Genomic DNA, 24,652 nt, shown 5'->3' with positions numbered 1-24,652 from the left:
GCCTCCTGCTATTGATTAAAAGGTTTCAGATCGACACGCGCCATCATCGCGGCCAGCTGTGGACGGTCGGTCACGCCAACGTTGCTCTGGCTTACCGCCAGCGCAGCCACGGCGGTGGCCAAACGCAAAGTGTGTTCACTGGATTCACGCATCAGCAGGCCGTAAATCAGGCCGCCGACCATCGAGTCGCCGGCACCCACGGTGCTGACCACTTCGCAGGCCGGTGGCTTGGCAATCCAGGCGCCGGACGCGTTGACCCACAGCGCGCCTTCGGCACCGAGGGAGATAACCACGTGGGCAATGCCCTGATCGCGCAGCGCATGCGCCGCTTCGACCACGTCAGCCAGCTGCGGCAACGGACGCCCGGCCCAAATTTCCAGCTCGCGGCGATTCGGTTTCACCAACCACGGCGCCGCTTTCAAGCCGGCAACCAGGGCTTCACGGCTGCTGTCGAAAATGATGCACGGGCACTGGGCGCGCAAACGGATCATCCAGTCGGTGAAAGCGTCGGGATCGACCCCCGCCGGCAGGCTGCCGCTGACCGCGACCATGTCGAACTGGCCCAGCCAGCTCAGGGAATCGGTCACGAAACGTTCCCAGTCCTGCCCGCTGACTTCAAAACCGGAGAAATTGAAATCGGTGACTTCACCGTCTTTTTCGGTCAGTTTGACGTTAATACGGGTCCGTCCCGGCACCACCTGGAAGCGGTTGGCAATGCCCAGATCGCTGAACAGCAGTTGGAAACCGTCCTGGTTGTCTTTTCCCAGGAAGCCGCCCACCGTCACATCAATACCCAGATCCTTCAGCACCTTGGCGACGTTGATGCCTTTCCCGGCGGCGTGAAGGCCGGCGGTTTTGACCAGGTTCACTTCACCGCGCTCGATCTCCGGGCAAAAGCCCACCAGATCGTAAGCCGGATTCAAGGTAATTGTTGCTACTCTTCTGCTCATGCTGCGCCCTCGCCCAGTCCTTCGTTAATCGCTTCACCGATCGCCTTCAGCGCCGTTTCAGCATCTTCACCTTTGGCGGTAAAACGCAGGTGATGTCCTTTCTTCACGCCCAACGCCACCACCTTCATCAGGCTACGTCCGTTGGCCGGTTTGCCACTGCCATCCAGGTTAGTGACGGTAATTTCACTGCTGAATTGCTTGATCACATTGACCAGCGCCGTGCCCGGACGGGCATGCAGGCCGTGTTCGTTACGGATCACGTACTCAGCGCTCAGCGTGGTGTCTTCTTCTTCCACCTCACTGGTCAGCAATGCCAACAGGGTGACGGCATCCGCGTTCAGCAAGCGTTCAGCTTTGTTCGCCAACAGCAGATCGCTGAGGTAGTTCAGCACCGCCAGCGGCTGCTGGTCAGCCACCGACAGCGTCAGCAACAGCGCAACCTGCTCGCCCTCTTCGTCAAACGGCTGCGCCGGACGGCTTACCGTAGCCGCGCTAGCCAAGTTGCCTTCGGTGCTGTCGCTCAGCCAAATGCCCTGCCCCAGATTCAGCGGCTTGCGGGTGATGACGTCGCTGACGAATTGAGCGTTAACCGCACCGATTTTCTGCAGGCGGCCCGCATTCAGCGCCTGCAGCGTCATCAGGCTGTCGGCGGCCACGTCTAGCGCAATCAAGGAAGCGTCGAACTTGAATTCCGCCGTCAGCTTTTCGCCCATCAACAAGCTGCGTAACTCTTCTGCCGAGGTGGTTTTCGCCAGCTGTTCGGCTACGCTGTCGTCGCTCAGAACGTGGGTCAACTGACGCAACAGCGCCAGGTGTTCATCGGAACGTGCGGCAATGCCGATCACTACGTAAGCAGTTTGGCCTTCGCCCCACTCGATACCCTGAGGGAACTGAAACACCTGCACGCCGGTGTTCAGCACCAGATCGCGGGTATCGGTAGTGCCATGCGGGATGGCGATACCGTTCCCAAGATAAGTGGAAGTTTGCAGCTCACGCTGCAACATGCCGTCCACGTAAGGCGCGCTGACGCAGCCGGCCTCGGTCAGTGCGGCAGCCACCTGACGGATGGCCTCCTGTTTGTTACTCGCGGTAGCACCCAGGTGAATATCTTGCTGTGACAACTGGAACATGATTCTCCTCTCCTGCTGAATTGAATCGTTTCAGCTTCGTTGGGAAAAAGGAGCGTTACCGGTACGACATTATCGCGCCCATAACGCTGAAACGTTTCAAGGAGTGTGTAAGGCCCCATGAGCGAAAGCAAGTTTTCTCAATTTTGACGTGATAGATTTTTGACCTTACGCACACTTTTCCAGAAGGGTTACCCGTTGCAGCGCTAAAATGACATACTGTGCTGAAATTTTGCTGACGGAGGGAAACATGACTGTAGTGGCGGGCGTAGGCGTAATCATTGTCAATGAACAAGGGGAAATTTTGCTGGGCAAACGCTGCGGCAAGCACGCCCCCTTCTGGTCCATCCCCGGCGGGCATCTGGATGCCGGCGAAACCTTTGAACAGTGCGCACAGCGTGAGATCGCCGAAGAAACCGGGCTGATCATCGCACCACCGAGCTTTGTCGGCATCAGCAATAATCTGCAAACCTGGCGCGCCGAGGGAAAGCATACGGTTTCCATCTGTTTGCTGACGCCCCATCCTGGCGGGGAAGCCGAGCTGAAAGAACCGGATAAATGTGCCGAATGGCGCTGGTGCCTGCCGGAAGCATTACCTGAACCGCATTTTGAAGCCAGCCGTAATGCCATTCATCTGTGGCAGACGGGCCAAACTTACCTACCGGCAAAATAGCTGTTTTCAATCACGGTTTAGCTCTCCTTTCCGTGATCTCGCTCATAGTCTGATAAATCCACATGAAAAATGCGTTATATAAACCAGAATATAACGCTGAAAAATCCCCCGAACGACCATTTTTCTTCTAAAAATACCCCTATAGTATTAGATGACTTTACCAATAGTACCTATACTTCCTCAGGTATGTCGGCGCTCGTCCGGCACTTTTTTTTGGCAAGGTTTTCCTTGGTATTTCATAATTATAAGCGGATTCAATATGACCAATAAACTCACTGGCTTGATAAAAAAGCACCGCTGGGGATGGCTGTGGATTTTGCTGCTCGGAATTATCCTCGGGGCAGCATTATTGGCGGGTACCGCCACCGTATTCCATAAAACCAGCGACACCGCCTTCTGCGTCTCCTGCCACACCATGCAACAACCGCTGGCCGAATATCAGGGCAGCGTTCACTTCCAAAATACCAAGGGCATTCGCGCTGAATGTGCCGACTGTCACGTTCCCCATGAGCCCCTCGACTACCTGTGGACCAAAATCCGCGCGGTAAAAGACATTTATGGCGAGATGGTGGGCACCATCGATACGCCTGAGAAATACGAGGCGCACAAGCTGGCCATGGCGCAGTCGGTCTGGAAAACGCTCAAAGAAAACGACTCCGCCACCTGCCGCTCTTGCCACAGCTTTGACGCAATGGACATCACCGCTCAACGGCCTGAAGCGCGTATCCAACATCCGGTGGCCATCAAACAGGGTGAAACCTGTATCGACTGCCATAAAGGCGTCGCGCATATCCTGCCGGACATGAGCGGTGCAGCCCAGGCCGGTGCCGCCGAGTTGGCGAAAGCCGCCGCTGAAACCTCGCCAACCGCCACCACGTTGTACACCATTGCCACAGAACCCTTCTTCCTCAAACCGGACGACAGCCACAATGCCGGCAACCTGATGCCATCCACCGAAGTGCAGGTGGTGAAACAGGAAGGCGACAAAGTGCTGGCCAACGTCACCGGCTGGCAGCAAGACGGTGTCGCTGAAGTGTTCTACGCCGCGCAGGGCAAACGCATCCTCAGCGTGCTGCTGGGTGAAGACGCTCGCAAACTGCTGAAAACCGGCACCACCATGACCGATGCCGAAACCGGTCTGGTATGGCATCAGGTTTCTCTGCAAGTTTGGCTGCCGCGCAAACAACTGATCGACGATCAGCAAAAAATCTGGCGCTACACGGCAGATATGATGTCGGCCAACTGCACCGGTTGTCACGGCCTCACAGCCCTCGATCGCTTCAACGCCAACCAGTGGATCGGCGTAATTAAAGGTATGGCTCCACGCACTTCGCTGACGCAGGAACAGCTGCGCGTTCTGACACAGTACGTGCAGAAACACGCCAGTGACATGCAGCCAGCCGCACCAGCCAAGCTTTAAGGGAGAAGCGAAATGAGCAAGTATCAACAACAAGCGTTAAAAATGAGCCGCCGCCGCTTCCTGACTGGCGCGACCGCGCTGGCCGCAGCACCGCTACTGGCGGGCCTGTGGCCCAAGTCAGCGTTGGCCCAGGCCATCAGCCAGGCGCTGCCGCAATTCGTCGTGTTGCGTCAGGCACAAAAAGGCATTTTGACCGGCGCGCACTGGGGCGCCTTCGAAGCCATCGTCCAGGACGGTAAAATGGTCGGCGTGCAGCCGGTCAAAGACGATCCTTATCCGAACGAACTGATCACCATGGCGCCCTATCAGGTGCACGCCGAAAACCGTATCAAATACCCGATGGTGCGCAAAAGTTGGCTGGAAGGCGGCCCTGGCAGCCGTACCGAACTGCGTGGTCGTGACGAGTGGGTACGCGTCAGTTGGGACAAGGCGATTGATTTGGTCTGTGGTGAGATCACCCGCTTGCAGAAAGACCATGGCCCGCAGTCCATTTATGCCGGTTCTTATGGCTGGAAAAGCGTCGGGATGCTGCATAACAGCCGCACGCTGCTGCAACGCCTGATGAACCTGACCGGCGGCTTCCTTGGTTACGCGGGCGACTACTCCACCGGTGCCGCGCAGGTGATCATGTCGCACGTGGTGGGCTCCATGGAGGTTTACGAACAGCAGACCGCCTGGCCGAACGTGATTGAAAACAGCCAACTGGTGGTGCTGTGGGGCTGTAACCCGATGATCACGCTGAAAAACAGCTGGAACGTCCCGGACCACTACGGCCAGACGGGCTTTGAGGCGCTGAAGAAGAAAGGCACCCGAGTGATCAGCATTGATCCGGTACACAACGACAGCGCCAAATTCGTCGATGCGCAGTGGATCGCTCCGCGTCCTTATACCGACGGCGCCATGCTGATCGGCATCGCCCACACGCTGCTGACCGAGAAGCTGCATAACCCGGACTTCCTGAAAACCTACACCGCCGGTTTCGACAAGTTCCAGGCCTATCTGTTGGGTGAAACCGACGGTACGCCGAAAACTGCCGAATGGGCGGCCGATGTGTGCGGCGTCGATGCTGACGTGCTGCGTCAGTTAGCACGCGACATGGCGAAAAATCGCACCATGATCATGGGCGGCTGGGGGATCCAACGCCAGCATCATGGCGAACAGCAGCATTGGCTGTTGGTTACCGTGGCGGCGATGCTCGGCCAGATTGGCCTGCCGGGCGGCGGCTTCGGCTTCAGCTATCACTACTCCTCCGGCGGCAGCCCGACGGCGAAAGGCGGCATCATTTCCGGTATCTCTGCCGGTAACGCACCGAAGAACTCACCGGCACCGATCCCGGTGGCGCGCATCGCCGAATGCCTGACCAACCCGGGCAAGACAATTAATTTCAACGGCGCACAGGTCACCTACCCCGAGGTGAAAATGGTCTATGTGGCGGGCGGCAACACCTTCCACCAGCATCAGGACACCAACAATCTGGTCAAGGCCTGGCAGCGGCCGGACACCATCGTGGTGAACGAGCCTTATTGGACCGCCACCGCAAAGCATGCCGATATCGTTCTGCCGGCCACCACCAGCTACGAACGCAACGATCTCGAAATGGGCGGCGATTACTCACAGCTGTATGTGTTCCCAATGCATCAGTGCGTCGCGCCGCAGCATGAATCACGCAGCGATTTCGATATTTTCGCGGCCATGGCGGCCAAGCTGGGGGTGCAGGACGCCTTTACCGAAGGCAAAGATGAAACCCAATGGCTGAAAGGCATGTACGATGACATGAAAACTCAGGCACGTGCTGCCCGGGTCGCCCTGCCACCGTTCGACATGTTCTGGGAGTCCAACAATTACGTGCGCTTCCCGGTGCCGGAGGCCAATACCCAATGGGTGCGTTTCGCCGACTATCGTGAAAACCCGCTGCTCAATCCACTGGGGACGCCATCCGGTAAAATCGAGATCTACTCCGACGCCATTGCCAAAATGAAGTATCAGGATTGCCCAGGTATTCCGACATGGATGCCGCCGCATGAATGGTATCGCGGCCCGGAAGCGGTGAAATACCCGCTGTCGCTGAACACCGCGCACCCGATCAACCGCCTGCATTCGCAGCTCGACAACACGCCACTGCGCAAGAAATACGCGGTAGCCGATCGGGAAGCGATTGTGATCCACCCGCAGGACGCCCAGTCACGCGGCATTGCCAATGGCGATCTGGTGCGGGCCTTTAACGATCGCGGCCAGATCCTGGTGGGTGCGGTGGTGAGCGAAGACGTGCGCCCTGGCGTGGTGCGCATCAGCGAAGGTGCCTGGTTCGATCCGGCCGATCCGTCACAGCCGGGTTCGCTGTGCAAGAACGGCAACGTCAACTGCCTGACCTTCGACGTCGGCTCCTCCAGCCTGGCTCAGGGTAACTGCGGGCAAATGGCACAGTTGCAGATCGAGAAGTATCAGGGCGAGGTGCTGAAAAACACCGCGCACGACGTGCCGGCTGGCGCCTAACGTCGAAGTTTGTCATACCCAGGGCGATGGTGACATCGCCCTTTTTTTAGCCTTATGCAGGAAAGAACTTTTTACCATTAAGCAGAATGAAACCGGTTTTTGTTCTTTTTAAACAGGCGTATTATGCGCGCGACTCCCTCATTTACGGCTATTTGCTGACCTCTATGCCTACTTCAACTGCGGTAACGCGACGCTCGCCCGATCTGACTTCGCTGGCCTTTTTAGTGGTGGCGTTCCTCACCGGGATTGCCGGTGCGTTACAAACCCCGACGCTGAGCCTGTTCCTGGCAACCGAGGTGAAGGTGCGCCCTTCCATGGTTGGGTTATTTTTCACCGGCAGCGCGGTGATCGGCATCCTGGTCAGCCAGTTTCTGGCTCGACGTTCGGATCAAAAAGGGGATCGCAAAACGCTGATCTTCCTCTGCTGCATGTTAGGGGCACTGGGCTGCGTACTGTTCGCCTGGAACCGTAATTATTATCTGTTGCTGGCAGTCGGCGTAATGCTGACCAGCTTCGGCTCGACCGCCAACCCGCAGATGTTCGCTCTGGCGCGCGAACACGCCGACCGCACCGGCCGCGAAGCGGTAATGTTCAGCTCTATTCTGCGGGCTCAGGTTTCTCTCGCCTGGGTTATTGGGCCGCCTATCGCCTTTGCGCTGGCATTGGGATTCGGTTTTAAGGTGATGTATCTGGCCGCCGCCGCAGCGTTTATCCTGTGTGGCGTGCTGGTGTGGAAAATGCTGCCGTCGATGCGTAAAACGCCGGTGGCTTCCAGCACCACGCTGGAAGCTCCGCGGAAAAATCGCCGCGATACGCTGCTGCTGTTTTTAACCTGCACCTTTATGTGGACCGCCAACAGCATGTATTTAATCAATATGCCGCTGTATATGGTGCATGAGCTGCAACTGCCGGAAAGGTTGGCCGGAATATTGATGGGGACGGCGGCCGGGCTGGAGATACCGACCATGTTGCTGGCCGGCATGGTGGCGAAACGCTTCGGTAAACGTTTCCTGATGCGTTGCGCGGTGGCGGCGGGCCTGCTGTTTTACTTCGGGTTACTGTTTATCACCGGTACCTGGCAACTGATTGCCCTGCAATTGCTCAACGCGGCGTTTATTGGCGTGCTGGCAGGCATTGGTATGCTCTATTTTCAAGATTTGATGCCCGGTCAGGCCGGGGCGGCAACCACTTTGTTTACCAACACTACGCGCGTGGGCTGGATTTTTGCCGGTTCAATCGCCGGCGTGGTGGCGGAGGTCTGGAACTATCACGCGGTGTTTTATTCCGCGTTGGCGATGGTGGTCGGCGCGGTGCTGTGCCTGTGGAAACTGAAAGACGCTTAAGGTGCAGTATCCGCTTCCAGCTTGATCAGATAGACCAATGCCTGGTCGCGGTGGTCATGGCACATTTCGCGGCTGGCCTGCAGGCTGCCGCAGACCTTGGGCCGCAGCGGTGAATGAAACAGGCCACAACGCAGCTGCTCGCTCAGATGAATGCAGCGGGTGTTGGCGGGCTTGCCGTTAGGCATGCCGGGGATCGGGCTGGATATTGAAGGCGCAATACAACAGGCGCCGCAGTCGGTACGACAGTCCATCAGCGAGTCTCCCGGTGGGCTGGCGGAATTGAAGCGCGACAATATCAGTCGCGCTCATCGGCCGCCAGCATAATCCGTATTGGCGCGCGAATCTTTACATCTCGCGTTTTAAATCGTGAATCGCCCCGTTTTCTCACCCGCCCGCAAATTGCCATAAACTCCCCTTCCGCCGCCAATTAATGCATGAAACAAGCGCATTAGCGGCTTTACATGCGCCAACCGCACATGTACCATTGAGCTAGTACAAAAGAATCCACGGCCGACGAGGCCAATCAGGAGCAAAAATGTCCGCGGACACCATCCAGAAGCTTTCCCGCCCTTCAGTGCTTGGCGGCGCGATGATCATTGCAGGCACCGCCGTCGGCGCCGGCATGTTCTCCATTCCCATCGTCACTTCTGGCGTGTGGTTCAGCGGCTCCGTCGCGCTGCTGGTTTATACCTGGGCCTGCATGCTGATTTCTGGCCTGATGATCCTGGAGGCCGCCCTGCACTACCCAAGCGGCGCCAGCTTCCACACTATCGTCAAAGATCTGCTGGGTAAAGGCTGGAACGCCATTAACGGTATTTCCATCGCCTTTGTCCTGTACATCCTCACCTATGCCTATATCTCCGCCGGTGGCTCGATTATCGCCCACACACTGGAAGGTATCGTCGGCGTCGGGCAGTCCACCGCCGGCTTGGTGTTTGCCGTGGTGGTGGCGTTTATCGTGTGGCTCTCCACCCGCGCCGTTGATCGCCTGAGCACGATCCTGATCGGCGGTATGGTGATCACCTTTGTGATGTCGGTGGGCGACATGTTCACGCATGTGCAGCCGGCAGTACTGTTCAACCGCGGTGACGACCAGGCCAGTTACCTGCCTTACGCCCTGGCGGCGCTGCCTTATCTGCTGACCTCCTTCGGTTACCACGGCAACGTGCCGGGACTGGTGAAGTACTACCACAAAGACAGCGGCGCAGTCGTGCGCAGCCTGGTGTACGGCACCCTGCTGGCGCTGGCGATCTATATCCTGTGGCAGTATGTGATTCAGGGCAACATCGCCCGCGATGCCTTCAAACAGGTGATTGCCGAAGGCGGCAACATTGGCAGCCTGCTCAAGCAGATGGGCAACGTTTCCAGCAGCCAGACCGTCGGCCAGCTACTGAACGCCTTCTCTTATATGGCGCTGGCGAGCTCATTCCTCGGGGTGTCGCTGGGGTTGTTCGATTACCTGGCAGACTTCTTCAAATTCAGCGATGACACCGTCGGACGCAGCAAAACCGCGCTGGTGACCTTCGCGCCGCCGACCATTGCCGCCCTGCTGTTCCCGAACGGCTTCCTTTACGCCATCGGCTTCGCCGGCCTGGCCGCCACCGTTTGGGCGGTAATAGTACCGGCCATGATGGCGCGTGCCAGCCGCCGCCGCTTTACCGAAGCGCAATATCGCGCTCCCGGTGGCTACGGCATGATCCTGTTCATCATTCTGTTCGGGGTGATCAACGCCGTCGCGCACGTGTTGGCATTGCTGGGTCTGTTACCGGTGTTCCAGTAATACCGTAGGGGATGGCGTCCGCCGTCCCCTTAGTCTGATGACAAACACCCGAAAAACGTGGTTTTCGGGTGTTTGAGGTAAATCAGAAGACACCATCCTTTGTTTTTATTTGCCCCAGAACAGAACTTTTAACTGCAAAGGACGTTGTCAGCAATTTGAGGGGATGGCGCCCGCCATCCCCTTTTTCTGTCACTGTTTTTGCTCGATCTGCTTGCCTGAAATCAGCGGCGCGAGTAACTTGTCGCAACTTCCCAAATACTCTTCATTGCAGGTTATTTTATATGGCAAAAGCTAACGAAATTAAGCGCGGCATGGCGATCAACTACAACGGCAAACTGCTGCTGGTGAAAGACATTGATGTGCAAAGCCCAAGCGCGCGCGGCGCCAGCACCTTGTACAAAATGCGCTTCTCCGACGTCCGCACCGGGCTGAAGGTTGAAGAGCGCTTCAAGGGCGACGATATTCTGGACACCATTAGCCTGTCACGCCGCAAGGTGAACTTCTCTTATATCGACGGCGAAGAATACGTATTTATGGATGACGAGGATTACACCCCGTATATCTTTAAGAAAGACCAGATCGAAGATGAACTGCTGTTTATTCCTGAAGGCGGTCTGCCGGGCATGCAGGTACTGACCCTGGATGGCCAGGTGTTGGCGCTGGAACTGCCGCAGACCGTGGATATGGAAATTGTCGACACCGCCCCGGGCATCAAAGGTGCCTCTGCCAGTGCCCGCAACAAGCCGGCCACCATGGCGACCGGCCTGACCATTCAGGTACCGGAATACCTCAGTGCCGGTGACAAAATCCGCATTCATATTGCCGAGCGCCGCTACATGAGTCGCGCTGACTAGTCGATATTCTGGGGCCTGTATGGCCCCTTTTGAATGGCTTAGGGCAAATCCGGGAAGAAGCGGCGTTTAAGCGCCAGCTCCACCCCGCGCAGTTCCGCCAACCCCTTCAAACGACCAATCGCCGAGTAGCCCGGGTTGGTTTTTTTCTTCAGATCGTCCAGCATCTGGTGTCCATGGTCGGGACGCATCGGGATCGGCCGGCGATCGCCTGCCTGATGGCGCCGTTGCTCCTCAGTGAGGATCGCCTCGATCACCGCCACCATGTCCACGTCGCCTTGCAGATGCGCACCCTCGTGGAAACTTTTCGGGTTTTCTTCGCGACAGGTAGCACGTAAATGGGTGAAGTGGATGCGATCGCCGAAGGTTTCGATCATCCGCACCAGATCGTTATCCGCCCGTACGCCGTAAGAGCCGGTACACATGGTGAAGCCGTTATACCGGCTGTCGACCGTTTGCTTGAACCACTGCATATCTTCAATGGTAGAGACGATGCGCGGCAACCCCAAAATCGGCCGCGGCGGATCGTCCGGATGCACCGCCAAACGCACGCCAACCTCCTCCGCCACCGGCACAATGGCGCGCAGGAACACCGCCATATTCTCTCGCAGCTGCGCCTTGTCGATCCCATCGTACTCCGCCAGGCGGGCGCGGAATTGATCGAGGGTATAGCCCTCTTCGGCCCCCGGTAATCCGGCGATAATATTGCCGGTCAGCTTGGCAACCTCCGCCTCGTTCATCGCGGAAAAATAGGTTGCAGCCTGCTCCTGTTCTTGCAGCGTATAATCCTGCTCTGCGCCAGCGCGTTGCAGGATATGCAGATCAAAAGCCGCGAAGGCGGTCTGATCGAAACGCAACGCTTTCGACCCGTCCGGCAGTAAATACTCCAGATCGGTGCGCGTCCAGTCCAGGATCGGCATAAAGTTGTAGCACACGGTGTCGATGCCGCAGGCCGCGAGGTTACGCAGCGATTGCTGATAGTTAGCGATATGCTGCCGGTAATGGCCGCTGTGGGTTTTGATCTCCTCATGCACCGGGATACTTTCCACCACCGACCACACCAAGCCTTTCTCCGCCAATAGGGCCTGACGGGCCTTGATCTCTTCGACCGGCCACACCTCGCCATTCGGGATATGGTGCAAGGCGGTGACGACGCCAGTGGCGCCGGCCTGGCGCACATCATCAAGAGAGACCGGATCGTTCGGCCCATACCAACGCCATGTTTGTTCCATTATTTATCCTTGTAAAAATTGCCCAGTATCGCGGAAGTGATAAAGATCGCCCTGCTCCGGCCATCTTGTTATACCAAAATAAAATAGATATCGGTTATCTTTCACCTTACTCTTTCGCCAATTGCTGTCAAAAGTGAAACCGCGATTGGTTGATCCACTTCACGGATCTGGCTTATTTTGCACGCGCGCATGTAATTAGTGCGCTTACATCCTTACACTGGCGGCAGAAAATTCGTGCAGCCCCGGCAGAAGGAGTGCCGTATTCTGCACAAAAAACTGGTCCGATAACTTTTAAAGTTAACCGCCAACACCTTTACTCAGCCTTGGAGCTTTGCATGAAGACTATCGCCAACACGCCGCTTCCGGATGCCGTCCAGCAGCCAGGTTACGATCGCAGCGCATTACAGAGCCGCATGGTGCACATTGGATTTGGCGCCTTTCACCGCGCCCACCAGGCGCTACTGACCGATCGAGTGTTGAATCGTCAGGGCGGCGACTGGGGGATCTGCGAAATCAGCCTGTTCGGCGGTGATAATTTGTTCCGGACGCTGCGCCAGCAGGACCATCTTTACAGCGTGCTGGAAAAAGGCGCGGCGAGTAATCAGGCTATCGTGATCGGTGCGGTGCATGAGAGCGTACACCGCAAGCTGGAAGGGATTGGCGCCGTATTGGAAAAGCTGGCGGAGCCACAGGTGGCGATTGTCTCGATGACCATTACCGAAAAAGGCTATTGCATTGAACCCGGCAGTGGAAAACTGGATCTTCAACATCAGGCGATCCGCGCCGATCTGGCGAATCCCGGCGAGCCTTCCACCGTGCCGGGGATCCTGGTGGAAGCGCTGCGCCTGCGTCTGGAACGTGGGCTGCCCGCCTTTACCCTGCTCTCTTGCGATAACATCCCGGAAAACGGCCACGTGCTGCGTAACGCGATCGTCGGTTTGGCCGAAGCGCGCGACGGCGCGCTGGCCGACTGGATTGCCCGCGAGGTGAGCTTCCCCAGCACCATGGTAGACCGTATCGTCCCAGCCGCTACGCCAGAGACGCTGGATGAAGTGGCCGAGGCGCTCGGCGGCGTTCGTGATGAATGCGCCATCGCCTGCGAACCCTTTATCCAGTGGGTCGTTGAGGATAACTTTGTCGCCGGCCGCCCGGCCTGGGAACGGGCCGGTGCACAGTTGGTCAATGACGTGCTGCCTTTTGAGCAGATGAAACTGCGCATGCTGAACGGCAGCCACTCTTTCCTGGCCTATCTCGGGTATCTTGGGGGCTATCAGTACATCAACGACTGTATGGGCGATGAGTCTTATCGCCGCGCCGCACTCCACCTGATGCTGGCCGAACAGGCGCCGACGCTGAACGTTAGCGGCATCGATTTGCCCGCCTATGCAGCACAACTGATTGAGCGTTACAGCAACCCGGCGTTGCAACACCGTACCTGGCAAATCGCCATGGACGGCACGCAAAAATTACCGCAGCGTATGCTGGACTCGGTGCGTTGGCATCTGCAGCATGGCGGCAGCTATGCCGGTCTGGCTCTCGGGGTAGCAGGCTGGATGCGCTATGTCGGCGGCGTGGATGAGGCCGGGCAGCCAATAGACATCCGCGATCCGTTATTGGCTACGCTGCAACAGACAGTGGCTTCAACGCCGGATGATGAACAACGGGTAAAAGGCCTGTTGGGTCTAACGGCTATTTTTGGTGAGCCGTTGGCGGCCAACGAGGAATTTGTCACGGCGGTCACCCGCGCCTACTTGTCATTACGCGATCGCGGTGCGCGTCAAACGGTGCAAAACTGGGTGTCGACTCAGTTGGCTTAGCCATTGAACAAGAAGTAAAACGGGGAAAATGACGATGCCGGATATCATCCGGCATCGCCGAACGACTTAACGATAAACTACCGTCATCACTGCAAGTTTTTTCTGTTGATCCACCCACTTCATTTCGGTCGAACCTAAATTCAGCGGCAGTTCTTTGCGTGTAGCATCAAATTTCGACAGGGCCTGTTGGTCTTGATAGTGCTGCCCATTTCGGTAACATTGCGTATTGGCCGTTGAAGCGGTAACTTTCACCGTACAGGGGCTTTCCACAATAGATCCGACAAAACGAATAACTCCGCCAGTGGTTCCTGCATGACTTACTGCCGTCCATGAAAACAACATTCCTGCGATCAAAAATAACCGAAAGACATTCATGGCAACCTCATTTTTTGTTAAGCCAATTTAAACATAGAGGATCTTCTTAGGAATAATCGCAAGGTAAGGGCATTTATTTGGCGGGTAATCGGGCAATTAACAAAGTTAAAACAAGCTACTAACAACTATTTCCCTTAGGTAATATCCGGTTTTTACTGGGATTTTTCCTAATAATGACCGCCATTTTGTTGCTTTAAAATGACGTATCTCAATCTGTCGGATTTGTGACTTAACGCAGGGAGAGCAGCGCCATCCTGCCTGGTGAAGTAGAATGGCCAAACTATTGCCCTTAAATTCATTAACATCAGGAATAATTAATGACTAAAACTAACCTGATCACCGGTTTTCTCGGCAGCGGCAAAACCACCACCATCCGCCATTTGCTGGCTAACAAGCCGGAACATGAAAGCTGGGCGGTGCTGGTGAATGAGTTCGGTGAAATTGGCATCGACGGCGCGCTGCTGGCTGACAGCGGCGCAGTGTTGAAGGAGATCCCTGGCGGCTGCATGTGTTGCGTGAACGGGCTGCCGATGCAGGTCGGGCTGAACATGTTGCTGCAACAAAACAAGCCTGATCGCTTGCTGATCGAACCCACCGGGCTCGGTCATCCGAAACAGATCCTGTCATTGCTGACGCAAGACAGTTACGCCGGTTGGATCGATCTGCAGGCCACGCTGTGCCTGTTGGATGCACGCCAACTCAGCGAACCGCGCTACCGCGACAACGAAAACTTCCGCGATCAACTGGCGGCCGCCGACATTATTCTGGCCAGCAAAAGCGACACCTATCAGCCGCAAGATCTGATGGCCCTGCAGCAATGGATGGAACAGGATGGCCACCAGCGTCCGCTTTATCATATTGAACGCGGTCAGGCCGATGTCGCGTGGCTCGACCAACCTCGCACTAATCGTACAGAATTACCCGATGCACAACATCATCATAGTCATGCCAAAACGCAGGGCCTGGCCGCATTGCGACTGCCGGAAACTTCCCGCTGGCGTCGAGCGCTCAACCAGGGCCAGGGTTTTAACAGCTGTGGTTGGATTTTTGACGCCGATACGGTGTTCGACACCGTTGGCATTATGGAGTGGATACGTCTGGCACCGGTCGAACGCGCCAAAGGTGTGGTACGTATTGCTGAAGGTACACTTTTAATCAACCGTCAGGGGCAAGATCTCAATATCGAAACGCGCCCTGTTACACCGCTGGACAGCCGAATTGAACTGATTCACAGCGAGAATGCGGACTGGAACGCGTTGCAATCCAAGCTGTTTAGTATTCGTTTAAGTTGAGATCTTTACCGTTAATGCCCTTTTACTCTTTAGACAGACTACAGGTTATGCCATGACTCGCCGCAACTTACCCCTCATCATTTTCTTCAATATATTGGGCATTGTGCTGTTCTTGTCCTGGTACCTGCCGGCGAATCACGGTTATTGGTTTACTCTGGATTCGGAAATTTTCTTCTTCTTTAATCGTCATCTGGCTACCGATCCCGGTTTTTTACATCTGGTGGCTATCACCAATAACCGCGCCTTTGACGTCATTTCGCTGCTGGCCATGGGGCTTCTGTACCTGTGCTTTTACCTGCAGCAGGATGGCGCCGGGCGTCGCCGCTTGTTGATTACCGGCGTTGTCATGCTGCTGACCGCCGTGGTGCTGAACCAGCTTGGGCATTTGCTGCCGGTCAAACACCCTAGCCCGTCGCTGAGTTTTGAGAACATCAACCGCGTCAGCGAACTGACCGGTATTCCGACTAAAGACGCTTCAGGCGACAGCTTCCCCGGCGATCACGGCATGATGCTGATGATATTTTCCTGCTTTATGTTGCGTTACTTCAACCGTCGCGCGTTCGCCGTCGCGCTGCTGATTACGGTGGTATTTTCATTGCCGCGCGTGATGATTGGTGCCCACTGGTTTACCGATATTGCCGTCGGCTCGCTGTCGGTGGTGCTGGTTGGCGCCAGCTGGTGTCTGATGACGCCGTTTAGCGATGTGCTGATCCGGGGTCTGAATCGCCTGCTACCCGGTAAACACCGTCCAGCATAGTCATAACTATTGGTTATGATCCCCAGGAGGCCCGCCGGCCTCCTGATTATTTCCCCACCGCATTTCGTTTATTTCCCCATCAGCGCGTTAACGCTTTCGCCACCTGATTTCACGCAAAACCATCACAACGGACAATCAGCGTTTTTTATATGAAGATTTACATTATGTTACATCACAAATTCATATAAAAAAGGGTGGAAAAAGGCTCGCAATCCCCAATTCGTTACGGTAATCTCGGATGCGTTTGTGCCTGGTTTAACCTGACTCAGCTTCAAATCCACTAAAAATGTGCGTTCCAGCACGTTTTCAGAGGTAACTGATTGTCGTTAAAACAGCTGCAGATTAGTCTCGTTCCGTTTGGCATTTTTCAGGTAGCGACTGACGTCGTTAAGGACTTCAAGGGAAAACAATAACAATGGTCAAATCTCAACCGTTTCTGAGATATTTTTTGCGGGTAGTACCTGCAATTGCCGCAGCGGTAATGCTCTCCGCGTGCAGCACGACTCACACTTCGAACTTGAATAACGCACAAACTGAGATGCGTGCAGTTAATGACAAAGACGGTCTTTTACTGCAAGCCTCTCAGGATGAATTCGAAGCAATGGTCCGTAACGTTGACGTCAAGTCAAAGATTATGGATCAGTATGCAGACTGGAAAGGCGTTCGCTACCGTTTAGGCGGTGAAACCAAGCGCGGCATCGATTGCTCGGCGTTTGTACAGCGTACTTTCCGCGAACAGTTTGGCATGGACTTACCGCGTTCGACCTACGAACAGGAAGACATGGGCAAGAAAATCTTGCGCACCAAACTGCGTCCTGGCGATCTGGTGCTGTTCCGCGCCGGTTCAACCGGGCGCCACGTCGGCATCTATTTAGGTAACGATCAATTCGTTCATGCCTCTACCAGCAACGGCGTGATGATTTCGAAACTGAGCGATAACTACTGGAATAAACGTTATCGCGAAGCCCGCCGGGTGCTTACCAGCAGCTGACGGCGCATGACCTGATTGTCCTGAATACCAAACGAGCGATAGAACGCTGCCTTCGGGCAGCGTTTTTTTTTGCACTGCTGTCTGCTCCGGATTGAGATCTTATAATCCGTTCGCAGCGCTTTGCCCCTACCCCAGTATTTCGCGATATTATTTGTAGGAAACTACGCACCGATCAAAAACTCACCTATTATCGTCAAATGGGATAATGGTAGTCATGCCTGATTTAAACGATTAACAACCGTTAAATAATCGATGAATAATGACTGCAACAGCGCCGTTGGGATATATTACGCAGTCACTCTATAACAAAAACAAATTGATACGCCGTGCTCAGGGGGCAGGTTTATGGGCTTGAAAAGGGCATTTGCACGCCACGTCTCTCACAGACGACGCAGTTTGGCTAAAAGCGCCATCGTAGCCCTGGTCTTTTTTATCCTGTTCATGGCGATTACACTCTCTCTGATTGACCACCAGCGCACGCAATATCAACATCGGGTCGAGCAACGCACACAAAAATTCACAGCCGATACGCTTAATGATCTGACAACCATCATGCAGCAGTTAATGCCGCTGATTGACCGACCCTGTTCTGCCAGCCAACCGGATATTACTTACCAGGCTGCTTTCCATTCCGGCGTACGCACTTTTATGCTGGTAAAAAATGGCTTTGCCTATTGCTCTTCGGCCACCGGCGAAATGATGCTGGCGCTGAAAAACATCTATCCGGAGATTGACCCGCATCAGTCGTTGGATCTCAAATTGCAGCAGGGAACGCCGCTGGTACCGGGGAAACCGGCAGTAGCCGTCTGGTTACGTCAACCAGGAAAAGAAGACACCGGTGTGCTGGCGACGCTGGATATCGCGCTTATGCCCTATCAGTTGTTTACCTCTCGCCCGGAGCGGGCACCGGCGATTGCTATTATCCTGGGCGATCGTGCGCTGACCAGCTTTAGTCCGAATTTAATGCCGGTGAACCAGTTACCGAACGAGAAAGCCGATCGCATCTCTATCGCCGGCACGCCGATGACCATTCTGTTTTATAACCAAAAGCTGACGCCCAACGATATCCGCCTGACCCTGATGGGCAGCCTGGTACTGTCATTAATGATCGGCGTGCTCTGTTATTACATGCTGTTGCTGCGCCAGAGCCCGGAACGCGCCCTGATGCGCGGTATCAAGCGCAACGAATTCTTTATCGAATATCAGCCGGTGTTCCATACTCAAAGCGGCACCATCGGCGGGCTGGAAGCCTTGATCCGCTGGCAGCATCCGATTGAAGGCCGCATCCCGCCGGATCTGTTTATTCCCTATGCCGAAAGCGAAGGGCTGATTGTGCCGCTAACGCGCCATCTGTTCCGCCTGATTGCCGAAGATGCACCCAAGTTGGCGACGGCGCTACCGCAGGGGGCCAAGCTCGGTCTGAACATCTCCCCTTCCCACCTTAGTGCCCCCTCCTTCCATCACGACGTGTATGAATTGCTGGCGCAACTGCCGGGCGATTACTTTACGTTGGTCTTTGAGATTACCGAGCGCGGCATGGTGGAAGAAGGCAATGCGCTGGCGGAGTTCGACTGGCTGCACCAGCAGGGCATCGAGATCGCCATTGATGATTTCGGTACCGGCCACAGCGCGCTGATCTATCTGGAACGCTTTAGCATGGATTATCTGAAAATAGATCGTGGTTTCGTTAACTCCATCGGCCAGGACACGGTCACCGCCCCGGTCCTGGACGCGGTGATTTCGCTGGCGAAAAAGCTGAAGATGCAAACCGTAGCGGAAGGCGTAGAAACCGCAGAACAGGTAAGCTTTCTGCAGGAACAGGACGTGAATTTCATGCAGGGATATTATTACAGCAGACCACTGAGCATCGACAACTTCGTGGCCTTCTGCAATGCCCATACCGTGATGGATCATCAGGCGCTAAAGGGCTGATCTTTTAACTTCTTTACCCTGCGGCGCGGCGGCAAATGTTATGCTGGCCGCAGGCTTAATTGACTTTACAGCAGGAGCTTACCGTCAAGATGTCCGTGCGCGTTTTTGCTGCCCTGGTGCTCTCAGCACTGAGTTTCGGTCTGCAGGCTGAAACCCTCAATGAAAGCTATGCTTTCGCCCAGCTCGGTGAGCCCAAGTACTCCACCGACTTTAGCCATTACGACTACGTTAACCCGGCGGCGCCCAAAGGTGGCGATGTGCGGCTGGCAGCGATCGGCACCTATGATAACTTCAACCGCTACGCCCCCCGCGGCGTGCCCGGCGAACGCACCGACGCATTGTATGACTCTCTGTTTACTACCTCGGACGATGAAATAGGCAGCTACTACCCGCTGATTGCCGAATCTGCCCGCTTCCCGGCCGACATGCGCTGGGTAGAGATCGATATCAACGCCCGCGCCCGCTTCCACGATAGCACGCCCATCACCGCCGCCGACGTGGCCTTCACCTTTAACAAGTTTATGACCGAGGGCGTACCGCAGTTTCGCGTCGCTTACAAAGGTATTACGGTCAAGGCTATCTCACGTCTGACGGTACGTATCGAATTCCCGCAGCCGGATAAAGACAAACTGCTGGGGCTGTTTAGCCTCCCCATATTGCCGCAAAGCTTCTGGAAAGATCACAAGTTGAATGAACCCCTGAGCACGCCGCCGCTCAGCAGCGGGCCGTACAAGATTGCCAGCTACCGCCTAGGCCAATACATTACCTATCAGCGCGTGCGAGATTATTGGGCGGCTAACCTGCCGGTTAACCGTGGCCGTTTTAACTTCGACAGCATCCGCTACGACTACTACCTGGACGATAAAGTTGCGCTGGAAGCCTTTAAGGCCGGTGCCTATGACTTCCGCATTGAAGGCTCGCCAAAAAACTGGGCAACCCAGTACCAGGGGGGCAATTTCGCCCGCAACTATATAATCAAACAGGACGAAACCAACCAGTCGGCGCAAAATACCCGCTGGATGGCCTTCAACATGAGACGCCCGCTGTTTGCCGACCCCAAGGTTCGCGAGGCGATCACACTGGCGTTTGATTTTGACTGGATGAACAAGGCGCTGTATTACAATGCCTATCAACGCACCAACAGCTATTTCCAAAATACGCCTTACGCCGCCAGCGGTTATCCTGACGCGGCTGAATTGGCGCTGCTGGCACCGCTGAAGGGCAAGGTACCGGCGGAAGTCTTCACCAGTATCTACCAGCCACCGTCCTCCGACGGCAGCGGCAACGATCGCCAGAACCTGCTGAAAGCCACGCAGTTGCTGAACCAGGCCGGCTGGGAAGTGAAAAACCAGCGGTTGGTGAACAGCAAAACCGGCCAGCCCTTCAGCTTCGAACTGATGCTGCTGAGCGGCAGCAACTTCCAGTACGTATTGCCGTTCCAGCACAACCTGAAACGGCTGGGCATCGATATGCAGATCCGTGAGATCGACATATCCCAGTTCACTAAGCGTATGCGAGACGGTGATTTCGACATGATGCCGACGGTCTATTTGGCTATGCCCTTCCCAAGCTCCAGCCTTGAGACGCTTTGGGATTCCAAATACATCAACTCCAGTTGGAATATCCCCGGCGTCACCGATCCGGCCGTCGACAGCCTGGTCAGGCAGATCGCCGCGCACCAGGGCGACGAGAAAGCCCTGCTGCCGCTGGGCAGGGCGTTGGATCGGGTACTGACCTGGAACAGGTACATGCTGCCGATGTGGTATTCCAATCACGATCGCTACGCGTACTGGGACAAATTCTCCACGCCGCCTATCCGCCCGGCCTATGTGATCGGCTTCGATAACTGGTGGTTTGACGTCAATAAGGCGGCGCGTTTGCCGACTCAACAACAATAAGGAATCTGCGATGGCGGCTTATTTAATTCGCAGACTGCTGCTGATTATCCCCACCCTGTGGGCGATCATCACCATTAACTTTTTTATCGTGCAAATTGCGCCCGGTGGCCCGGTCGATCAGGCCATCGCCACTATCGAAATGGGCCAGAGCAGCGGCTTCGGCGGCGGCGGAATAGGCGACGGCCTGGGGCATGCGCGCACCGGCGTTGCCAGTGCCACGGACAGTCAATACCGCGGCTCCCGCGGGTTGGATCCGGAAGTGATCGCCGAAATCACCAAACGCTATGGCTTCGACAAGCCGCTGCACGAGCGCTATTTCACCATGTTGTGGAATTACATGCGCCTCGACTTCGGCGACAGCCTGTTCCGCGGCGCGTCGGTGATGCAGCTGGTCGGTCATAGCCTACCAGTCTCCATTACGCTGGGGCTGTGGAGTACGCTGATCATTTACCTGGTGTCGATCCCGCTGGGGATCCGCAAAGCCGTACATAACGGCAGCGCCTTCGACACCTGGAGCAGCACCCTGATTATCATCGGTTACGCCATTCCCGCTTTTCTGTTCGCCATTCTGATGATTGTGCTGTTCGCCGGTGGCAGCTATCTCGACTGGTTCCCGCTGCGTGGTCTGGTTTCCAGCAATTTCGATACCCTGCCGTGGTACAGCAAAATCACCGACTACCTGTGGCATATCACCCTGCCCGTTCTGGCGACGGTGATTGGCGGTTTCGCCACCCTGACCATGCTGACCAAGAATTCGTTCCTCGACGAGATCCGCAAACAGTACGTGGTTACCGCCCGCGCCAAAGGGTTGGACGAGAACAAAATCCTTTATCGCCACGTGTTTCGCAATGCCATGCTGCTGGTGATCGCCGGCTTCCCGGCGACCTTTGTCAGCATGTTTTTCACCGGTTCTTTACTGATCGAGGTGATGTTCTCGCTTAACGGGCTGGGCCTGTTGGGCTATGACGCCACGCTGCAGCGCGATTATCCGGTGATGTTCGGCACGCTGTATATCTTCACGCTGATTGGCCTGCTGTTGAATATTCTCAGCGATATCACCTATACCCTGGTCGATCCGCGTATTGATTTCGAGGCCCGCCAATGAGCCGCTTAAGCCCAATTAACCAGGCGCGCTGGGCACGTTTTCGCAGCAACCGCCGCGGCTACTGGTCGCTGTGGATTTTTCTGGTGCTGTTTGTCCTCAGCCTGGGGGCCAACCTGATCGCCAACGACAGGCCACTGCTGGTGCGCTACGAAGGGCGCCTGTATCTGCCGTTCATCATCGACTACAGCGAGACAACCTTCGGCGGCGAGCTGAACACCGCCACCGACTATCAGGATCCCTTCGTAAAAAAACAGATCGACAGCCACGGCTGGGCTGTTTGGCCGCCGATCCGTTTCAGTTATGACACCATCAATTTCGCTACCGAAGTGCCCTTCCCCTCCGCGCCTTCACGCCACAATCTGTTGGGCACCGACGGCAACGGCAGCGACGTTCTGGCCCGCGTGCTGTATGGCTTTCGTATTTCGATGCTGTTCGGACTGGCGTTGACGCTGTTCTCCAGCGTGATTGGCGTTTGCGTCGGTGCCGTACAGGGCTACTACGGCGGGCGCATAGACCTGTGGGGCCAGCGCTTTATCGAGGTGTGGTCGGGCATGCCGACGCTGTTTTTGATCATTTTGTTGTCGAGCATCGTACAACCCAATTTCTGGTGGCTGCTCGGCATCACCATTTTATTCGGCTGGATGAGCCTGGTGGGCGTGGTGCGCGCCGAGTTCTTGCGTACCCGCAACTACGACTATATCCGCGCCGCACGCGCCATGGGGGTGCAGGATCGGGTCATTATGTATCGCCATATGCTGCCCAATGCGATGGTGGCGATGCTGACTTTCTTGCCGTTTATTCTGTGCGGCTCCATCACGACCCTGACCTCGCTCGACTTCCTGGGTTTCGGCCTGCCAATAGGCTCCCCGTCGCTCGGCGAACTGTTGCTGCAGGGCAAGAACAACCTTCAGGCGCCGTGGCTCGGCATCACCGCTTTCCTGGTGCTGGCGGTGCTGCTGTCTTTACTCATTTTTATCGGCGAAGCGGTACGCGACGCCTTTGACCCCAGCAAGGCGCATTAATATGGCTAGCACTCCTCTGCTTTCAATTCAGGATCTCGGCGTGGCTTTTCGTCAGGGAGAGGTATTGAACCCGGTGGTCAACGGCCTTTCGCTGCAGATCGAAAAGGCAGAGACGCTGGCGTTGGTGGGTGAGTCCGGTTCAGGCAAAAGCGTCACTGCGCTGTCGGTATTGCGCCTGCTGCCCTCGCCTCCGGTGGTCTATACCGCCGGCGATATCCAGTTCAACGGCAATTCGCTGCTGCATGCGCCAGAGGGCGAGCTACGCAAGGTGCGCGGCAACCAGATTTCGATGATATTCCAGGAGCCGATGGTGTCGCTCAATCCGCTGCACACCATTGAAAAACAGCTGGCCGAAGTGCTGGCGCTGCATCGCGGCATGCGGCGCGACGTCGCACGCGGCGAGATCATCCAATGCCTGGATCGCGTCGGTATCCGCAATGCCAAAGGACGGTTGAAAGACTATCCGCATCAGCTTTCCGGCGGCGAGCGGCAGCGGGTGATGATCGCCATGGCGGTGCTGACCCAGCCCAAATTGCTGATCGCGGATGAACCCACCACCGCGCTTGATGTGACTATCCAGGCGCAAATTCTGCTGCTGCTGAAGGAGCTGAAGCAGGAAATGGGCATGGGGCTGCTGTTTATCACCCACAACCTGAATATTGTGCGTCGCCTGGCGGACAACGTGGCGGTGATGCGCCAGGGCCAATGCGTTGAGCAGAACGACCGTGTCCGCCTGTTTAGCCAGCCGCTGCATCCTTACACCCAGCAATTGCTGGCGGCGGAGAACGTGGGCGATCCGCTGCCGTTGCCGGCGGATGCCGCTCCGCTGCTGAAGGTGGAAAACCTGCAGGTCAGCTTCCCGATCAAACGCGGTTTGCTGCGCCGCACGGTCGGTCATCATTATGCACTGAAGGATTTGAGTTTTGAGCTGAAGGCCGGGGAAAGCGTTGGGCTGGTAGGAGAATCTGGTTCGGGGAAAAGCACTACCGGGCTGGCGCTATTGCGTCTGCTGAGTGCCAAAGGCGCTATGTGGTTTAACGGCCAGCCGCTGCACCAGTTCAGCATGAAGCAAATGCTGCCGTACCGCAGCCAGATGCAGATTGTGTTCCAGGATCCTTTCTCGGCGCTGAACCCTCGGCTGAACGTGCTGCAAATTATTGCCGAAGGTCTGGAAGTACACCAGAAACTGAGTGCCGAGCAGCGAGAACAGCGGGTGATCGAGGTATTGCAAGAAGTGGGATTGGATCCTGCTTTGCGCCACCGTTACCCAACCGAGTTTTCCGGCGGCCAACGCCAACGTATCGCCATCGCACGTGCGCTGATTTTACAACCGCAGTTGCTGATCCTGGATGAGCCAACCTCGTCGCTGGACAAATCGGTGCAGGCGCAAATCCTGACGTTGCTGAAATCACTGCAACAACGCCATCGGCTGGCCTATCTGTTTATCAGCCACGATTTGCAGGTAGTGCGTTCGCTGTGTCATCAGGTCATTGTATTGCGACAGGGAGAGGTGGTTGAGCAAGGCGATTGTCAGACGATCTTTAACTCGCCCGCCGCCGCTTATACGCAGCAGCTGTTGCAGTTGGCGGACTAG

20 protein-coding genes are annotated in these 24,652 nt (G+C 56.0%); 15 read left to right on the top strand and 5 right to left on the bottom strand.

What is annotated here, in order from left to right:
- Positions 1-8: 8 nt before the first annotated feature.
- Together fruK and fruB are read right to left on the bottom strand one after the other, a co-directional pair.
- On the bottom strand, positions 9-950 hold the full coding sequence (gene fruK, locus ACMGG1_RS07015) for a 1-phosphofructokinase (RefSeq protein WP_012145945.1): 942 nt from the start codon (positions 948-950) through the stop codon (positions 9-11).
- A complete protein-coding gene (gene fruB, locus ACMGG1_RS07010; RefSeq protein ID WP_142814833.1) occupies positions 947-2,080 on the bottom strand; it encodes a fused PTS fructose transporter subunit IIA/HPr protein in 1,134 nt (377 codons plus the stop codon). The genes fruK and fruB overlap by 4 nt, the downstream gene beginning before the upstream one ends.
- A 247-nt stretch (positions 2,081-2,327) precedes the next feature.
- Between fruB and ACMGG1_RS07005 the strand changes: the two genes are divergently transcribed.
- From ACMGG1_RS07005 to ACMGG1_RS06990, 4 genes are all read left to right on the top strand, one after another.
- The gene (locus tag ACMGG1_RS07005; RefSeq protein ID WP_414161249.1) at positions 2,328-2,750 is read left to right on the top strand and encodes a nucleotide triphosphate diphosphatase NUDT15; all 423 of its coding nucleotides are present in this window, start codon (positions 2,328-2,330) and stop codon (positions 2,748-2,750) included.
- Positions 2,751-3,009: 259 nt separating this feature from the next.
- Complete coding sequence (locus ACMGG1_RS07000; RefSeq protein ID WP_020827764.1) at positions 3,010-4,170, top strand: NapC/NirT family cytochrome c; 1,161 nt, start codon at positions 3,010-3,012, stop codon at positions 4,168-4,170.
- 12 nt (positions 4,171-4,182) lie between these two features.
- Positions 4,183-6,663 carry a trimethylamine-N-oxide reductase TorA gene (gene torA, locus ACMGG1_RS06995; protein ID WP_020827765.1) on the top strand — a complete coding sequence of 827 codons (2,481 nt, stop codon included), beginning with the start codon at positions 4,183-4,185 and terminating at the stop codon, positions 6,661-6,663.
- 164 nt (positions 6,664-6,827) lie between these two features.
- Positions 6,828-8,006 carry a sugar efflux transporter gene (locus tag ACMGG1_RS06990; protein WP_046375007.1) on the top strand — a complete coding sequence of 393 codons (1,179 nt, stop codon included), beginning with the start codon at positions 6,828-6,830 and terminating at the stop codon, positions 8,004-8,006.
- Here ACMGG1_RS06990 and ACMGG1_RS06985 read toward each other — a convergent pair.
- Positions 8,003-8,257 (bottom strand): YkgJ family cysteine cluster protein, encoded by a 255-nt coding sequence (locus ACMGG1_RS06985; RefSeq protein WP_044552526.1) that lies wholly within the window; start codon positions 8,255-8,257, stop codon positions 8,003-8,005. The two genes, ACMGG1_RS06990 and ACMGG1_RS06985, sit on opposite strands and share 4 nt — an antisense overlap.
- Before the next feature lie 284 nt (positions 8,258-8,541).
- Between ACMGG1_RS06985 and mtr the strand changes: the two genes are divergently transcribed.
- Both mtr and yeiP read left to right on the top strand, forming a co-directional pair.
- Positions 8,542-9,786, top strand: a complete 1,245-nt coding sequence (mtr, locus tag ACMGG1_RS06980) for a tryptophan permease (protein ID WP_020827768.1) — start codon at positions 8,542-8,544, stop codon at positions 9,784-9,786.
- 281 nt (positions 9,787-10,067) lie between these two features.
- Positions 10,068-10,640: an elongation factor P-like protein YeiP gene (yeiP, locus tag ACMGG1_RS06975; RefSeq protein WP_020827769.1), complete on the top strand. Its 573-nt coding sequence runs from the start codon at positions 10,068-10,070 to the stop codon at positions 10,638-10,640.
- 38 nt (positions 10,641-10,678) lie between these two features.
- Here yeiP and uxuA read toward each other — a convergent pair whose 3' ends face one another.
- The gene (gene uxuA / locus ACMGG1_RS06970; protein ID WP_217331650.1) at positions 10,679-11,869 is read right to left on the bottom strand and encodes a mannonate dehydratase; all 1,191 of its coding nucleotides are present in this window, start codon (positions 11,867-11,869) and stop codon (positions 10,679-10,681) included.
- A 335-nt stretch (positions 11,870-12,204) separates the two neighbouring features.
- On the opposite strand from uxuA, the gene ACMGG1_RS06965 reads away from it, so the two are divergent.
- Positions 12,205-13,686 carry a mannitol dehydrogenase family protein gene (locus tag ACMGG1_RS06965; protein ID WP_414161248.1) on the top strand — a complete coding sequence of 494 codons (1,482 nt, stop codon included), beginning with the start codon at positions 12,205-12,207 and terminating at the stop codon, positions 13,684-13,686.
- Between the two features lie 66 nt (positions 13,687-13,752).
- On the opposite strand, the gene ACMGG1_RS06960 is transcribed toward ACMGG1_RS06965, so the two are convergent.
- Positions 13,753-14,061 (bottom strand): type 1 fimbrial protein, encoded by a 309-nt coding sequence (locus ACMGG1_RS06960; RefSeq protein ID WP_041414761.1) that lies wholly within the window; start codon positions 14,059-14,061, stop codon positions 13,753-13,755.
- A gap of 317 nt (positions 14,062-14,378) precedes the next feature.
- Between ACMGG1_RS06960 and ACMGG1_RS06955 the strand changes: the two genes are divergently transcribed.
- The 8 genes from ACMGG1_RS06955 (at position 14,379) to yejF (ending at position 24,652) form a co-directional block, all read left to right on the top strand.
- Entirely contained in the window at positions 14,379-15,353 is a 975-nt protein-coding gene (locus tag ACMGG1_RS06955) for a CobW family GTP-binding protein (RefSeq protein ID WP_414161247.1), read from the top strand.
- A gap of 52 nt (positions 15,354-15,405) precedes the next feature.
- A complete protein-coding gene (locus ACMGG1_RS06950) occupies positions 15,406-16,110 on the top strand; it encodes a phosphatase PAP2 family protein (protein ID WP_174574464.1) in 705 nt (234 codons plus the stop codon).
- A gap of 415 nt (positions 16,111-16,525) precedes the next feature.
- Positions 16,526-17,101, top strand: a complete 576-nt coding sequence (gene mepS, locus ACMGG1_RS06945; protein WP_041414762.1) for a bifunctional murein DD-endopeptidase/murein LD-carboxypeptidase — start codon at positions 16,526-16,528, stop codon at positions 17,099-17,101.
- A gap of 345 nt (positions 17,102-17,446) precedes the next feature.
- Positions 17,447-19,033 (top strand): cyclic di-GMP phosphodiesterase, encoded by a 1,587-nt coding sequence (locus ACMGG1_RS06940; RefSeq protein ID WP_046373088.1) that lies wholly within the window; start codon positions 17,447-17,449, stop codon positions 19,031-19,033.
- Between the two features lie 89 nt (positions 19,034-19,122).
- Positions 19,123-20,931 carry an extracellular solute-binding protein gene (locus ACMGG1_RS06935; RefSeq protein ID WP_414161246.1) on the top strand — a complete coding sequence of 603 codons (1,809 nt, stop codon included), beginning with the start codon at positions 19,123-19,125 and terminating at the stop codon, positions 20,929-20,931.
- Between the two features lie 10 nt (positions 20,932-20,941).
- Entirely contained in the window at positions 20,942-22,036 is a 1,095-nt protein-coding gene (locus ACMGG1_RS06930; protein ID WP_048759238.1) for a microcin C ABC transporter permease YejB, read from the top strand.
- Entirely contained in the window at positions 22,033-23,058 is a 1,026-nt protein-coding gene (locus ACMGG1_RS06925; protein WP_020827779.1) for an ABC transporter permease, read from the top strand. The genes ACMGG1_RS06930 and ACMGG1_RS06925 overlap by 4 nt, the downstream gene beginning before the upstream one ends.
- Before the next feature lies 1 nt (position 23,059).
- Positions 23,060-24,652: a microcin C ABC transporter ATP-binding protein YejF gene (gene yejF, locus ACMGG1_RS06920; protein WP_187961688.1), complete on the top strand. Its 1,593-nt coding sequence runs from the start codon at positions 23,060-23,062 to the stop codon at positions 24,650-24,652.

Origin of the sequence: Serratia sp. BNK-12 (genome assembly GCF_047456085.1) — a bacterium.
In the GTDB taxonomy this organism is placed as follows: domain Bacteria; phylum Pseudomonadota; class Gammaproteobacteria; order Enterobacterales; family Enterobacteriaceae; genus Serratia; species Serratia liquefaciens.
This window is presented reverse-complemented; position numbering and strand designations above follow the sequence as displayed.

Excerpts from the sequence above, each read along its gene's own strand:
- fruK (WP_012145945.1), bottom strand. The coding sequence starts at position 950 with ATGAGCAGAAGAGTAGCAACAATTACCTTGAATCCGGCTTACGATCTG.
- fruB (WP_142814833.1), bottom strand. The coding sequence starts at position 2,080 with ATGTTCCAGTTGTCACAGCAAGATATTCACCTGGGTGCTACCGCGAGT.
- ACMGG1_RS07005 (WP_414161249.1), top strand. The coding sequence starts at position 2,328 with ATGACTGTAGTGGCGGGCGTAGGCGTAATCATTGTCAATGAACAAGGG.
- ACMGG1_RS07000 (WP_020827764.1), top strand. The coding sequence starts at position 3,010 with ATGACCAATAAACTCACTGGCTTGATAAAAAAGCACCGCTGGGGATGG.
- torA (WP_020827765.1), top strand. The coding sequence starts at position 4,183 with ATGAGCAAGTATCAACAACAAGCGTTAAAAATGAGCCGCCGCCGCTTC.
- ACMGG1_RS06990 (WP_046375007.1), top strand. The coding sequence starts at position 6,828 with ATGCCTACTTCAACTGCGGTAACGCGACGCTCGCCCGATCTGACTTCG.
- ACMGG1_RS06985 (WP_044552526.1), bottom strand. The coding sequence starts at position 8,257 with ATGGACTGTCGTACCGACTGCGGCGCCTGTTGTATTGCGCCTTCAATA.
- mtr (WP_020827768.1), top strand. The coding sequence starts at position 8,542 with ATGTCCGCGGACACCATCCAGAAGCTTTCCCGCCCTTCAGTGCTTGGC.
- yeiP (WP_020827769.1), top strand. The coding sequence starts at position 10,068 with ATGGCAAAAGCTAACGAAATTAAGCGCGGCATGGCGATCAACTACAAC.
- uxuA (WP_217331650.1), bottom strand. The coding sequence starts at position 11,869 with ATGGAACAAACATGGCGTTGGTATGGGCCGAACGATCCGGTCTCTCTT.
- ACMGG1_RS06965 (WP_414161248.1), top strand. The coding sequence starts at position 12,205 with ATGAAGACTATCGCCAACACGCCGCTTCCGGATGCCGTCCAGCAGCCA.
- ACMGG1_RS06960 (WP_041414761.1), bottom strand. The coding sequence starts at position 14,061 with ATGAATGTCTTTCGGTTATTTTTGATCGCAGGAATGTTGTTTTCATGG.
- ACMGG1_RS06955 (WP_414161247.1), top strand. The coding sequence starts at position 14,379 with ATGACTAAAACTAACCTGATCACCGGTTTTCTCGGCAGCGGCAAAACC.
- ACMGG1_RS06950 (WP_174574464.1), top strand. The coding sequence starts at position 15,406 with ATGACTCGCCGCAACTTACCCCTCATCATTTTCTTCAATATATTGGGC.
- mepS (WP_041414762.1), top strand. The coding sequence starts at position 16,526 with ATGGTCAAATCTCAACCGTTTCTGAGATATTTTTTGCGGGTAGTACCT.
- ACMGG1_RS06940 (WP_046373088.1), top strand. The coding sequence starts at position 17,447 with ATGGGCTTGAAAAGGGCATTTGCACGCCACGTCTCTCACAGACGACGC.
- ACMGG1_RS06935 (WP_414161246.1), top strand. The coding sequence starts at position 19,123 with ATGTCCGTGCGCGTTTTTGCTGCCCTGGTGCTCTCAGCACTGAGTTTC.
- ACMGG1_RS06930 (WP_048759238.1), top strand. The coding sequence starts at position 20,942 with ATGGCGGCTTATTTAATTCGCAGACTGCTGCTGATTATCCCCACCCTG.
- ACMGG1_RS06925 (WP_020827779.1), top strand. The coding sequence starts at position 22,033 with ATGAGCCGCTTAAGCCCAATTAACCAGGCGCGCTGGGCACGTTTTCGC.
- yejF (WP_187961688.1), top strand. The coding sequence starts at position 23,060 with ATGGCTAGCACTCCTCTGCTTTCAATTCAGGATCTCGGCGTGGCTTTT.